The 13,063-nt window shown below is 59.3% G+C and carries 13 protein-coding genes, 1 tRNA gene and 1 pseudogene; 7 read left to right on the top strand and 8 right to left on the bottom strand.

Annotation, left to right across the window (positions count from 1 at the left end):
* Window positions 1–2: 2 nt before the first annotated feature.
* Window positions 3–1,190: an AI-2E family transporter gene (locus tag FIV42_RS26415; RefSeq protein ID WP_141200592.1), complete on the top strand. Its 1,188-nt coding sequence runs from the start codon at window positions 3–5 to the stop codon at window positions 1,188–1,190.
* 31 nt (window positions 1,191–1,221) lie between these two features.
* Here the strand turns inward: FIV42_RS26415 and FIV42_RS26410 are convergent, their stop codons facing one another.
* Window positions 1,222–3,594 carry a PAS domain S-box protein gene (locus FIV42_RS26410; RefSeq protein WP_141200591.1) on the bottom strand — a complete coding sequence of 791 codons (2,373 nt, stop codon included), beginning with the start codon at window positions 3,592–3,594 and terminating at the stop codon, window positions 1,222–1,224.
* Window positions 3,595–3,944: 350 nt separating this feature from the next.
* Between FIV42_RS26410 and FIV42_RS26405 the strand changes: the two genes are divergently transcribed.
* A complete protein-coding gene (locus FIV42_RS26405) occupies window positions 3,945–5,504 on the top strand; it encodes a hypothetical protein (RefSeq protein WP_141200590.1) in 1,560 nt (519 codons plus the stop codon).
* A 26-nt stretch (window positions 5,505–5,530) separates the two neighbouring features.
* Here the strand turns inward: FIV42_RS26405 and rraA are convergent, their stop codons facing one another.
* Window positions 5,531–6,028: a ribonuclease E activity regulator RraA gene (rraA, locus tag FIV42_RS26400; protein WP_141200589.1), complete on the bottom strand. Its 498-nt coding sequence runs from the start codon at window positions 6,026–6,028 to the stop codon at window positions 5,531–5,533.
* A 237-nt stretch (window positions 6,029–6,265) separates the two neighbouring features.
* Between rraA and FIV42_RS26395 the strand changes: the two genes are divergently transcribed.
* On the top strand, window positions 6,266–6,793 hold the full coding sequence (locus FIV42_RS26395) for a hypothetical protein (RefSeq protein WP_141200588.1): 528 nt from the start codon (window positions 6,266–6,268) through the stop codon (window positions 6,791–6,793).
* 99 nt (window positions 6,794–6,892) lie between these two features.
* Window positions 6,893–7,690 (top strand): hypothetical protein, encoded by a 798-nt coding sequence (locus FIV42_RS26390; protein ID WP_141200587.1) that lies wholly within the window; start codon window positions 6,893–6,895, stop codon window positions 7,688–7,690.
* A gap of 5 nt (window positions 7,691–7,695) precedes the next feature.
* Here FIV42_RS26390 and FIV42_RS26385 read toward each other — a convergent pair whose 3' ends face one another.
* Window positions 7,696–8,025 (bottom strand): glutaredoxin family protein, encoded by a 330-nt coding sequence (locus FIV42_RS26385; RefSeq protein WP_168210966.1) that lies wholly within the window; start codon window positions 8,023–8,025, stop codon window positions 7,696–7,698.
* A 181-nt stretch (window positions 8,026–8,206) separates the two neighbouring features.
* On the opposite strand from FIV42_RS26385, the pseudogene FIV42_RS26380 reads away from it, so the two are divergent.
* Both FIV42_RS26380 and FIV42_RS26375 read left to right on the top strand, forming a co-directional pair.
* A pseudogene (locus tag FIV42_RS26380) lies at window positions 8,207–9,352 on the top strand (IS3 family transposase).
* A gap of 215 nt (window positions 9,353–9,567) precedes the next feature.
* Window positions 9,568–9,897: a hypothetical protein gene (locus FIV42_RS26375; protein ID WP_141200585.1), complete on the top strand. Its 330-nt coding sequence runs from the start codon at window positions 9,568–9,570 to the stop codon at window positions 9,895–9,897.
* Between the two features lie 65 nt (window positions 9,898–9,962).
* On the opposite strand, the gene FIV42_RS26370 is transcribed toward FIV42_RS26375, so the two are convergent.
* Both FIV42_RS26370 and FIV42_RS26365 read right to left on the bottom strand, forming a co-directional pair.
* Window positions 9,963–10,490 carry a hypothetical protein gene (locus FIV42_RS26370; protein WP_141200584.1) on the bottom strand — a complete coding sequence of 176 codons (528 nt, stop codon included), beginning with the start codon at window positions 10,488–10,490 and terminating at the stop codon, window positions 9,963–9,965.
* Between the two features lie 5 nt (window positions 10,491–10,495).
* Window positions 10,496–10,774: a hypothetical protein gene (locus FIV42_RS26365; protein WP_141200583.1), complete on the bottom strand. Its 279-nt coding sequence runs from the start codon at window positions 10,772–10,774 to the stop codon at window positions 10,496–10,498.
* A gap of 140 nt (window positions 10,775–10,914) precedes the next feature.
* On the opposite strand from FIV42_RS26365, the gene FIV42_RS26360 reads away from it, so the two are divergent.
* Window positions 10,915–11,388 carry a hypothetical protein gene (locus FIV42_RS26360; protein WP_141200582.1) on the top strand — a complete coding sequence of 158 codons (474 nt, stop codon included), beginning with the start codon at window positions 10,915–10,917 and terminating at the stop codon, window positions 11,386–11,388.
* A 448-nt stretch (window positions 11,389–11,836) separates the two neighbouring features.
* Here FIV42_RS26360 and FIV42_RS26355 read toward each other — a convergent pair whose 3' ends face one another.
* The 3 genes from FIV42_RS26355 to FIV42_RS26345 all read right to left on the bottom strand — a co-directional run bounded on the left by FIV42_RS26355 (window position 11,837) and on the right by FIV42_RS26345 (window position 12,947).
* Window positions 11,837–12,316, bottom strand: coding sequence for a hypothetical protein (locus tag FIV42_RS26355; protein ID WP_141200581.1), 480 nt, complete (start codon window positions 12,314–12,316; stop codon window positions 11,837–11,839).
* Window positions 12,317–12,325: 9 nt separating this feature from the next.
* Window positions 12,326–12,508, bottom strand: a complete 183-nt coding sequence (locus FIV42_RS26350) for a hypothetical protein (protein ID WP_141200580.1) — start codon at window positions 12,506–12,508, stop codon at window positions 12,326–12,328.
* 365 nt (window positions 12,509–12,873) lie between these two features.
* Window positions 12,874–12,947: transfer RNA gene (locus tag FIV42_RS26345), tRNA-Arg, on the bottom strand.
* Window positions 12,948–13,063 lie beyond the last annotated feature (116 nt).

Here is a 13,063-nt window from a genome sequence, read left to right as displayed (position 1 = left end):
GCATGGCGACCGAAGAACCCCGAATGGACCGACACGACGAAGGCATCGACAAGACCGACAGGTCGAAGTTTTCCTCGTACACCGGTCGTGTCATCACCGCCATCACCATCGCCGTGGTCATCGTGGCCAGCCTCGTCATCTTTTGGCGACTGCTCTCGGTGCTCCTTGTCATCTTCGCCGGCGTTCTGCTGGCCGTCTTCTTGCGCGGGTTGACCAATTTTCTGTCCGAGAAGACCCCGCTATCCCATGGATGGAGCCTTTTCGCCGTCATCTTCGGGCTCTTAGCGCTCAGCGCAGGCACCCTATGGCTGCTCGCGCCGCCGGTCAGCAGCCAGGTCGGCCAGATCACTCAAAAGGTGCCCGAGGCGCTCGACCAATTGGAGTCGTGGGCAAAGGGAAGCTCGTTCGGGCGCAGTATCGTCGCCGAGGTATCGAGCCTCGATCAGGGCTCGCTGAGCGAGACGATTGGCTGGAAACGGATAAGCGGAGCCTTTTCGAGCGCCATCGGCGTGGCGGCCAATGTCTTTTTCATCCTCGCCGTCGGCATTTACTTGGCGGTCGACCCTGCCCTCTATAAGCGCGGCATCGTGCGTATGGTGCCCAAACACTGGCGCGAACGCGCCGAAGAAGTCCTCGATGTTATCTCGCACCAACTCGGTTGGTGGCTGGTCGGGCGACTCCTATCGATGCTCGCCGTCGCGGTCCTGACGACCATCGGTCTCTGGCTCCTGGGCGTTCCTCTTCCGTTGGTCCTCGGGCTACTGAGCGGCCTTCTCTCCTTCGTGCCCATCATCGGACCGATCGTCTCGTTTGTGCCCGCCGGGCTCATGGCACTGCTTGTCTCACCGGTCTTCGTGCTCTACACCGCCGCGCTGTACGTGGGCGTGCAAATCCTCGAGGGCTATTTCATCACCCCCATCATCCAGCAGCGCACCGTGTCACTTCCGCCGGCACTGATCCTCATCGCCCAGCTCATCGCAGGCGTACTCTTCGGTCTGATCGGGGTGCTCGTGGCCACACCGGTGACCGTGCTCGTGGTCGCGTTGATCAACCTGGTCTACATCGAAGATATCTTGGGAGACGAGACCTCCCTGTCAGAGAAGGTACCGTCCGAGGTCCGGCGAGATACCTCCGAGCGAACGCGCTCTGCGGGTTTCCCCAAGGGCTCCGAGCCCCAGACGACCGGATGATCCAGACCACGCCATGATGGATGAAAGAGAACTAGGATGAGAGCATGTCTCGAACCACATCGAGCAGATCTTCCAGGTCGTAGGGTTTCGAGAGGCGAACCTGCTGGGCGTCGATGTCTTTGCGCTCGAGCACCTCTCCGCTGTAGCCCGACACGAGCACTGAGCGAATGCTGGGGTATGCGTCGCGCAGCGATTTGCTCAACTCCACTCCCGTCACCCCGGGCATGACGACGTCCGTCAGCACCAGATCGATCCTCTCCGGATACGACTCGACGACCTCCAACGCCTCCTCACCGCTGGCAGCCTCGAGCACCGTGTATCCTTCGGCCTCGAGCACCATACGCAGCGGCTCGCGGATATCCTCTTCGTCTTCGACCACGAGCACCGCCTCGGTCGCCTTTGCGCGTCGAACCGGTTCGGAAGGCTCCTCTTCGTCCTCGGTGCCTTCATCGCCCTCTTCGGCCGCCGGAAAATAGACGCGAAAAGTCGCCCCTTTGCCCAACTCGCTGTCGACGACCACATCGCCGTGGTAGCGGCGGACGATCCCGTAGACGGTCGCCAGACCCAAGCCGGTGCCTTTCCCCTCGGGCTTGGTGGTAAAGAACGGCTCGAAGATCCGTTTTTGGGTCGCCTGGTCCATGCCGTGGCCGGTGTCACTCACGACTAGCACCACGTAGTCACCCTGCGGTAAGTGTGCGGGCGTACCATTGAACCGGCCTGGCTGAGACACGTGGGTGAGCTCAGTGGAGACACATAACGTTCCACCGTGGGGCATCGCGTCGCGAGCGTTCACTACCAGGTTCATGAGCACCTGCTCGATCTGGCCCGGATCGGCCACGATGGGCGGCACCCCGTCGACGGTTTCGACCTCCAGGTCGATGTCTTCCTCGACGACGCTGCGCAGCAGGCCCTCGAGTCCTCGCACCACCGCGTTGAGATCGACGGTAGCCGTCTCACCAATCTGGGCGGGGCTGAAGGTCAACAGCTGGCGGGTCAACCTCGCGCCGCGCTCGGCGGCAGATTTGATTTTGTGGAAATGAAACGCCGCCGGGCTCTGACCGGCCTCATCGAGACCGGTGTGGGCGTAGCTGTTGACGATCGTCAATACATTGTTGAAGTCGTGGGCGATGCCCGCAGCGAGCTGGCCGAGGGCCTCCATGCGCTCCGATCGCCGCACGCGCTCTTCGAGGTTCTTCTGGCGAGAGATGTCGCGCACCACCCCGACGAACCCACGCTCGTGATCGACACTCATCTCGCCTACGCTCAAGTAGACCGGGACAATCGAGCCGTCCTTGCGCAACGCCTCGTACTCCCCGCCGGTGCCTACAAACTGGGACATGCCGGTGACGCCGTGTTCGGCGAGATACGCCGCGTGCAGCTCGCGCATGGGCTCGGGCATCAACACCTCGACACTCTGGCCGACGATCTCCGCGGCACTGTACCCGTAGATCTCTTCGGCGGCCCGGTTGAGCCGTTGGATGAGGCCCTTTTCATCGATGGTCACAATCCCGTCGACCGCCGCATCGAAGATGGCCTGGGTGCGCGACTTCTCCTCCTCGAGCGCCTGCTGTGACCGCTTGTACTTGGTGGTGTCGAGCAGCATCACGAGCATGTAGTCGAGCGTGCCGTCTTGCTCTCGAATGGCCACGCGGACCAAGTCCCCCCAACGCCGCTCGCCGTCTGCTCGCAAGTAACACCGCTCGCGCGAAAACCAGCGCGTGTGGGGAAAGCCCTTACCGACGCGCTCTCCGAGCTCGCCGCTGACAAATTGGCGGTACTCTCGGGCGACCTGCTCGCGTGTCTCGGGAGGCACCAGCGTCGAGATGGGCCGGCCAATCGACTCCTCGCGACTGTAGCCCATCTGCTCGACAAAGGCGTCGTTGACCTGGCGAAATCGCCCTCGGTCGTCGAGCATGGCCATCGCGATCGGAGCGGCCTCGAAAATCACCGAGAACTGCTCGTCGGCCCACCTTTGCTGGGCCAAGTCGATGCCGGTGATGCATACCGCCTCGGGAGTACCGTCCCCCCCCACCGGGCGGAACTGGTACTCTCGCCATTCGGCAGCTTGGCCCAGCCCGCTCTGCTCGAACGTCAGGTCGACAGGCTCACCCTCCAATGCACGGTCGAAGGACTCCACGAACTCACTCGCGGTCGGCTCGACCATGACCTCGTCGAACTCCATCCCCCGGGAGAGCTCGAGTCCAGTAATACGATATGTGATGTCGTAGGCGGCACGATTGAAGTACAGCAAGCGCCGATCTCTCCCCCAAATAGCGATCGGTTCGTCGATGAGGGAGTACAACGCGTAATCGACTAATTCACGTCGCTCCACGCCGTCCGCCCGTGGCACCGGAGGCTCGCCATTCGACGATCCTGGCCCCGTACCTCGTGTAGGACGCGGCATATTCGTCTCCCCTCAAAGTTTAGAGATGACTACTCGGCTACCCCTGACCAAATAGTACAGGTTTTAAACATGCGCACTGAAGCACCGATGCGAAGCGAGCAGTTGGCTGCGCGGCACTGTCGATGGACAAATGCTGCTCCATCTCTATGACACGCTTACCCGACTCGACCGAGGGGCGTGACCGCTCGCCCCCATCTCCGACGCCTGTGCAGCCGCACACGGCCTGCCACGGCCAACAACACCAGCGTTGGCATGGCGCGTGCACCGGTTGCTGGCAGCCGGATCAATTGACGTGGACCCACTTGCCCCTCGACCGTTGCCAATCTGAATGCTGATGCCGGAGGACGCTCATGAACAGCCGCTCTCGATTCACCGCCATGCTCGCTGCAACCACCCTCGTCACGACCTCGCTGGTCGGTTGTGGTGACGACGCAGGGGGAGGCCCCGAGCCACAGCCCGTCGACCACCAGACCACGCGCCGGGCGGTCGAAAACAACACCACCAGCGCCTCGCTCGATCTTCGCGCTTCCCTCGGTTTCATGCGTCAGACGAGCTTTCTAGGCGATATGGTCGGTGAACTCGACGGCGCGGGCATCGATTGTGGGGATGGTGGAATTGCCGAAGACGGCACTGCCTCGGAGCCGATCGACGAGTACGAGTGCGAGGCCCCCGAGCCCATCGAGGACGAGCTGGAACGAGGCACTGCCGAGGTCATCGACTTTTTGAACACGCGGGTCTTCGTCGAGGCCAATATCGAGCAGCAGTCCGACCTCGAGGTCACCTACCTCCTCGACGGGCAGACGATGTGTCAGGCCGAGGACTTCGGCGAGCCGGCCGAGCACCAGGACTGCATCCAAGAGGTCGACACACTCGAGCTTCGCCTTGTCGTCACCTCCTTCGGACCAGGCGACGTTGACATCGAGATGCTCGTCGGCCCCGACCGCCACAACCCGCTCGACCTCGAGTTCCACGAAGACGCCTTGGCGGCCACGACCGATCTGGCCGAACTTCGCCGGGCGATGGTCTTTGCGGCGAGCGCGTTGGGCGAAGAGCTCCCCGAACTGCCCACGACGATGGAGGGTCGAATTCGCGCCGAGTTCGCGCACGACGGGCAGGCAATCGCGACCATCAGCGTGCTGCAAAACGTGGTCATTTCGGGGCCCGACTACGACATTCGTGTGAGCAAGGCGCAACCTGCCACCCGGCTGGCCGTGGACACCGCCGCGCAGACGATCCATGGGTCGATCGATCTTAACGCGATCGACGTCCGCGCCCCCGTCACCGAGACCGAAACGACATGGGACACCACCACCGGCGCCGAGACGACCACCCAGACGAGCTACGAGGTCGACGTACACTTGGCCGGAGCGAGCCTCGCGGCCACCTACGCTGTCGGCCAGGAGCGCATCGATGTACAAAACGCCGGGCTCGGCGACACCACCTCGACGCTCGACATCGACGGAAAGCGTGTGACCACCCTCGACTTGAACCGTGACCACGGACGCCACTTCGACTTCTCGATCGTCGCCGGTCAAAATGGCACCGAGTTTTCGGTGAGCCCGGCCTTCGATCTCGAGCTGATGCTGAAATTCGCCCAGGTCCAAGACAAGCTCGACGGCCTCGACGACTGGATGCTCGACGAGTTGCTTCGCGTGACCCTCGACGGCGCTGCCGCTCCGGCCGTACGCATCGGCGACAGCGGCGTCGAAGTGCTCGACGGCTACCTGACGATCTCGTCGGCCGCGGCCAACCTCACCCACGCCGTGTCGGCCGGCCAGTGTCTCTTGCCGCCCCAGGACGACGAGCCCGCACCGCTGACGGGCACCGACTCGAGCGACGACGGGTCGACGATGCCCGCCGAGTCCGCCACGCACCCGCTCGAGGACTTCGCCGTGGGCTCGTGCCAGTAGCCGGAGTCTAGCCTACTGAGTTTAGCCTACTGGGCGCGCGCTTCGAGCAAGTCGCGCTCGGCGACTATGACGCCATCCGGGTCCACGTACACGTAATCCCCGGAGTTGAAGGTCACCCCGGCAAAGGAGACCTGCACGTCATAGTCGCCCTTCCCTTCCTTGTTGCTCTTGTTCGGACGTGTATTTAGCGCGAGCACGCCAATGGGGATGTCGGCCACCTCGACCGAGTCACGAATACACCCGTAGATGATCAACCCCGCCCACCCGTTGTCGCGGGCAATGCTAGCCACGTTGTCGCCCATCAGCGCGCACCCGGTCGACCCGCCCCCGTCGACCACCAACACGCGCCCGCCGCCGGTTTCGTTTTGGAGCCGTCTTTTGACGAGCACGTTGTCCTCGAACACTTTGACGACGCTGACCTCTCCGCCAAACGCCTGTTCTCCGCCATAACTCTTGAAGATCGGCTCGGCGATCTGGATCTCGTCGATGAATTCGTCGCACAAATCCGCTACTTGGACATCCATAACTATACCTCGTTGGTTCAGTGCAGCTGCATCTTCAACGCGATTGTAAACGCGACATGAGGTTAAGCCCATTCGCACCGGCGCGTCGAGCGCCTCAGGAACCGTCAGAAGCGGCCGCCGGGGCATCGTCGCATTCGAAGCATGGATGAAACCGGAAGGTTGTCATGTTGGACCAGCCGCGCCGCAGCGGGTTCCCTCCGTCGGCGTGATTGCAGTTTCTCCCACGAGGTCCCCCTTATGAACCGACTCGCCCTCTTATTCGCCGCGGCCATCTTTGCGCTGGCGTCGACGAGCACCCACACCCTGGCGGCCACTCCGGACGCGCCCGCAGCTCTTCCCGACGTCGAAGGGGTCTGGGCCCAGAAGCTCGTCACCACGGCCGTCTCCAAAGTCCTGGGGGCCAACCTCGACGCCGAGGCCGACAAGCTGCCGCGCAAGAAGAGCGACCCGCGGGTCATCGACGGCGACAAGGACGGCCACCCGGGCATGACGGTGCGCGTGAGCGGCTTGATCGACGGCGAGCTCTATCTACTCCAAAAGAGTTGGGATCGGCTGTGGGGCAAGATGCTTGGAGACGGGCGCATCGTCGGACGCATCAAGTGGCGCACCGAGCAGGTCGTACTCGACTCGACCAGCCGGCTGCTGGGCGACCCGCCCGAGAGCAAGCCCCACCCCGACCCCAAGCAGAGCTATTTTCGGATGAAGCGCGTCACTGCCCAGACGAGTTGTGCGGATATCGTCAAGACGCAAAAGGAGCTCTTCTAGGCCCCCTTGCTCGTATAGGCTGCGGGGTCATGTTTGAGACCAAGTAAGGCACGACCACTCGTCGCTCAAGTTGCGTGTCGTTCAGCCCCGAGGTCCCGTATGTCACGCTTGCTCGGACTTGCCGCCGCCTTCTGCTTGGCTCTGACGAGCCTCTCCCTTGGCATCGACCACGGCCACGCCCAAAGCAGCAAAGACAGGAGCCCCCCAAAGAGCCAAGAAGTGCCGAGCATCGAGGGGGTCTGGGCTCAAAAATTCGTCACCACCTCGATCTCCGACCCGCCGGTCATCGGCACGGTGACCTCGCGGACCATCAGCTTTCAGAAGCTGTCCATCGAGCAGAACGCCGGGAAACTCACGATCTCTGAAACCCCCTGCGACGTGCGGGTCGTCAGCGATCAAAACGCAGTCGAGACGACGATCCCCGATCAGTTCGTCGACCATATGGGCACCTTCGAGCGCGACGGCAGGCTTGTTCGGCGCGACGACGACATCTACCTCTACGTCCCCAAGCATCTGAAGTTCTACGGGGTGCGCTCTTCGCTAGGCACCGACGAGTTGCCGCGAAGCAAGGGCGCCTCGGCAGTCTACGACCAAGATAAGGATGGCCACCCAGGCGTCACCATTCGCCTGAGCGGCGTGCTCTCCGGGGAGCTCTTCGTCATCCAGCGAAGCTGGGACGACCTGCGCGGAAAGCTCCTCTCCAATGGTGAATTTGCGGGCCACATCGACTGGCACACAGACCAGATCGTTCTCGAGAAGACCGGACGCATCTTCGGCGAAATGGAGGCGGCCAAGCCCCATCCGGACAAAAAGCAGAGCTACTTTCGTATGGTGAAGGTCGACGACTCCACCACCTGCCAAGAGATCGCCCGCAAGGGGGACAAGCTATTTGATTGAGTCGGTTAGGCAGCGTTTCGCTCGGCGTGCACGCGCAGCCAATCGGAGATATCGGCCGACTCGAACATCGGCACGCCGTCGATGAACATGCACGGCACCGTGCGCCGCCCGGTGACCTCGAGCAGGTGCGCCCTCGCCTCCGGGTCGCCGCTCACGTCACGCATCTTCACATCCACGTCGACCGCGTCGAGTACGCGCATCACCCGAATACAAAACGGACAGAAGTCCGTCTTGTAGAGCACCAGATCGTGCTCCCCGCCCGGCTCCGGAATCCCCGCAGGCGGCTCATACGTGTCGGCGTCGACCTCGCCCATCCACTTCAAAACTGTATCCATCAGACCCATCACATGCCTCCGCATACGCCAAGGGATTGGTTTACTCACACCCTTCGGATGCGCGAGCGAGCCAGAGGATTCAGATAGATGCCGCGAAGGCGGGTAGGAACCAAAGTGACGTTGCTTCACTTTCGCGGACACTTCGAAGACCATGTTTTGGTAAATTTGACGAGGTGTCCAGATGGCGAAACGCTACCCCAAAGAATTCAAACTCGAGGCCGTTCGACTCTCCGAACTGCCTGACCGCACAGCCGTCAGTGTAGCCGAGGAGCTCGATATCAAAGTCGAGACGCTCTACAGCTGGCGCAAGAAGTACAAGAAGGACGACGACGATGCCTTCCCCGGCCAAGGCAACCTGACGCCGGAGCAGGCCGAGATAGCCCGTCTCAAGAAGCGGGTGCGCCAGCTCGAGCAAGAGCGGTCCATATTAAAAAAGCCGTCAGTATCTTCGCCGACAAGGAACGGACGTAAGGTACGAATTCATCGAGTCGCACCGCGACGAGTTCCCCGTCACGCTGATGTGCGAGGTCCTGGGCGTTTCCACCAGCGGCTACTACGACTGGCGAAAGCGCGAGCCGAGCAGGCGTGACAAGCAAAACGAAAAGCTGCTCGAAGAGATTTGCGAGGTCCACGTGGAAAGCCGCGGCACCTATGAAAGCCCTCGGGTGCACAAAGAGCTTCGGGCACGTGGATGGCGTGTCGGCCGAAACCGTGTGGCGCGTATCATGCGGGAGAACGGCATCCGTGCCGACCGCAAGCGTAAGTACAAGCGCACCACGAATTCGAGTCACGACCTTCCGGTGGCGCCCAACCTTTTGGAGCGTCAGTTCGAGGTCGACAGGCCGAATCAGGTGTGGCTGGCGGACATTACCTACGTGCCCACCCGAGAGGGATGGCTGTATCTGGCGGCGGTCATCGACATGTTCAGCCGCAAGATTGTCGGTTGGTCGATGGACCAACGGATGACCAAGCAGCTGTGCATCGACGCGCTCACGATGGCAGTGCTCAATCGAAAGCCGCCCGAAGGCCTGTTGCATCACTCGGACCGTGGGAGCCAGTATGCCAGCTACGAGTACCAGAAGCTGCTTGAGAAGTGCGGCATGCGTTTTCGATGAGTCGCAAAGGTGATTGCCTGGACAACGCGCCGATGGAGAGCTTCTTCGGGACGCTCAAGACCGAGTCGATTCATCGGATGGATTTTGCGACTTGAGAAGCGGCAAGACGGGAGATTTTCGATTACATCGAGGTCTTCTACAATCGAAAGCGAAGACACTCGGCGCTGGGGTATATGACACCCGCCGAGTTCGAGATGGCCGAAGAGGCCTAACTGCGTGTCCGCGAAACCAGAGCAACGTCAGCTTATGCGTCTTTCGACATGCGAAGGGGCAACCGGTGCCCCGTGCTACATAAGGAGATTCACAAACGGATTACCGAGATTTTGGTTGGTAGACCGAACTTTGATCGACGGACTTTTGACGAATTTCGCGAATTCGATAGATTCGAGTTCACGGACATTCAGACAAACCAAACTACGGTAGTAAAATGTTGGACGTTAAGGATTGTGAACCCGGCTCCGCCGAAGAATGGGACCAGCTCTTCAATTGGCTTTCGCTTCACGATAGTGACGAACGGCTTCAGTTGGCCGAAGCCCTCGGAAAATGGTCGACGTGGGCGCTTCAGTATCTGGACGTGCTCAGCGATGACCGAATTGTTGAAGTCAATGCCGAAAACGTGCTGAAGCGGCCCGTGTTTGCCGAAGAGGATGCTCGTGAAGTTTGGGCCGACCTGCTTATCCGACCGCACGAGCAGCGGCGTATGCTGGCTTTGGAGCTAAAACGCTGGTCGGATTGGGTGCTCGAACACGCTGAATGACGTGGATCAAAAACGGGCACCCTTTGGCGGGGTCCCCGGTGGGTGCGGGTGGTTTGTTCTGGTTTCTATTCTGGTACGTAATCTAAGTCGGTAGTCTTTCGCGTCGGCAAGGAAAAGGAGTCGTTCCAGAACTCCCGTGCTAGTGGCCTCAACACATGCACGTAATAGTCGTCAACGGAATCCATATACTCATCAAACGAGTAGTCCGGGATGCCAAAATGCTGGATAGCGTTGCGCAGCTTTCCGAAGTCGTCGTAAACGTCGCGACGTTCCAGCTCGAATCCCGTTGCTGCCCAAAGAACATTAGGCAACTGGCTGTAATTGTGCGTGCGCCCTTGTTCGAAAAGAGCCGGTAGATCCAGAAGGTCCCCCTCCGCGTGTTGCGGCTTTGGCAACTTCGAAAAGATCAAGAGCGGGTGCTCCTTGGCAATACACGACTTGATCAGGATCTCGCCAGCATGGGCAAACCTTACAGCCGTGATTGCAAGGCGATCCCTTTCATAACACGGGACTGTTGCCAGCCATTCGACCTCTATCAAGTGCTTCGAAAAGTCGAACATGTGGCGACCGATGCTCTTCAGGCTCTCGTGCATCCCCTTCAACCCTCCGGCAAATTCGCCAAATTATCCGAAATCGTCTCGTTGGTTTCGGTGCGCAATACCACTTTAACATCCGCCCCGAACTTAATCGCCGAGTCCTCTTCCCTGCCGGTCTGCACCCAGTGACCATCAAGAAGCGTTCGGGCTACTTTGCCCCAATTCCACCATGACGGTTCGCCGACATTGAAACGTCCATCGTGGGCCTTGAATACTTCGTAGACGAAGAAGACCTCGCCTGCGTCGCTATTTGCCTGCCGAGTAATTACGTAACGCGCCATTTTTCCCTCCTTACTATCGTGAGTTCCGGGGGATCCGAGCAGATCACTGAACGCATGTCAAGCGGGGCTTGCTTTCGTGGCAATTCGTGAGATCGTTAAGGGGGTTGCGCTGGAAGGCAACAAACAAAAGGAGAGACACCATGCAGGTACAGTTTTTGTTCGGAAGAGACGTAATCGCCACAAGAGACGTAGACCCCACTGAGCTTCCAAGGGAGCGGGAGGTGGTCATGCTCTTTGGTACCGATGTTGGCGGTCACTCGATGTATTACGTCGACAAGGTGGGTAAGTCCTACACGGAAGACAACGAAGTTGCTGCGCTCGTCTACCTCAGAGAAAACCCACCCGAGACGTCAGCAAAGAAGACCGGGTGGGTAAACATAGGCAAAGATATCCTCGTCAATTTCAGTGAAGTTGCATCGATCCAAGTTGAACACCCCGCAACGCTGGTGATGTTCGGCTCGGTTGGTGTGCAGCTAGCCCGAGCCGAATTCGATACCGCTGAAAAGATGCGGGAAAGCATGATACAGCTCACCGGCATTGACCCCGACCTCCAGCCGTTGCCAGCCAAGAAGGTTGAGCTGACGCTTATCGAAGGTGGCGATCCAAATGAATGAAGCTGTTACAGCCCCGTTACGGACAAAAGCCCATCTGTTACAGATCCTGCAACAGCAGATTCCCTAGCATCCATAAAGAGTTACGACTTACTGTTACAAATGTTACAAGATCTGACGGTAGACAAAACATCTAGGGTATACAAATGTTACAAGATCTGACGGTAGACAAAACATCTAGGGTATGAAGGTGTATCCGGGTGTGTGACGGCTCGGAGGAAGGGTTATTATTTTTAATAAATATTTTCGTAACATTTCTAACAGCCCCCTAAAACTCGCCCCTGCAAGCCCTCCACGCCCCGATTTTTGCTGTTACAAATTCTGTTACAAACCCGCCCTAGCTTGTAACAGCCGTAACGATCTGTAACAGCGCGCTCCCCGGACTGTGACCCAACACAAAAGGGCCAGCCGCACCGGGCCAGCCCTCCGAATCGGCCGCAAGTCGGATGCGCTACGCTTGGTCGTCTTTAGGTAGGTATTCGTATTTGTCCCGTCGTTCGATCTTGGTAAACCCCAGCTTGTGCAGCAACGCTAGACCCTCGTCGGTTGCGGCATCGGCCTCAAGAGCTTCGATTTCCCCGGCGTCCATAGCTTCCACGAAAGGCTTGAGCATCGAATACGCTATCCCCTTGCGCCATTCCGACCTTACAACCTCGACGATATCGAGCGTTACCGTGTCGTACCGATCAGACACCATCAGAACGGCTATCGGCCATTCGTCATGATCAATGAGGTCGTCATAATCTTCGGGTTCGGTCCGCACAAAAAGCTCGCTGTTTTCGTGGGCTTTGAAGAACAGATTTCGGTTGCCCCAAAAGCCGTTCCAGCCATCCCAACGGGATCGAAGCCATCCCAAGATGTACCAAACCTCTTCTTCCCGTGTAGGCCGCAAATCGGCCCTAGCCGCTATCTTCTTTAGTCGTTCCGTCATGTTTACCTCTTAGTCTTCGATATCTACCATCAGCGAATCAAGATCCGGCAGCGGCGTCGGCGCTCCTTCTTCGGCGTCCACTTGATGTAGATAAATCGTGTACCACCGTTGCAACGAACCGCCGATTTGTCGTGCCTTGTCCTGATACAGCGTCAGCCGCTTGTATCCTTGCCCGTTATCACTCAAGTTCATTCGCTTCGGTCGCTTTCCTTTCGTGCTTAAAACATCGCCTTACTTTCGAAACCCAATAGTTCGCATAGCCGGGAGCCGGTCTAAAGACCTTGCCCTCGTGACGCATCTGAATGTTTGCAAGCGTTAACGTGCTGCTTTCTTCGGTTGTCATACCGCCTCCGCAAAGCGGCGGTATCGACGTGGGATGTAGATGCAGCGTCTACCGGTAGAGGGCTATTCCCGGCGTCCCGGAAGGGCTTGTTACACGTTGTTACACTTCTTGTTACACCTCACCCCCGATTTCGTGCGATTTCGAAAGGGTACAAAAAAGCCCTCCGGCGTTAACCAGAGGGCTTAAACCCTTACAGCACCTAAGTTTTCTTTAGTGACCCCGGTGCGATTCGAACGCACGACCTACAGATTAGGAATCTGTTGCTCTATCCAACTGAGCTACGGGGCCTCAAAACACGCGGAGTATTTAACACGCGCACCGTGATCATTCAACGTGAACCAGTCGCTCGGCCTTCCCATACAAGCTGATTGCCGCGGTCTCAGAGGCAGCCGCCGGCCTGCGCC

It is taken from the genome of Persicimonas caeni (genome assembly GCF_006517175.1).
In the GTDB taxonomy this organism is placed as follows: domain Bacteria; phylum Myxococcota_A; class Bradymonadia; order Bradymonadales; family Bradymonadaceae; genus Persicimonas; species Persicimonas caeni.
This window is presented reverse-complemented; position numbering and strand designations above follow the sequence as displayed.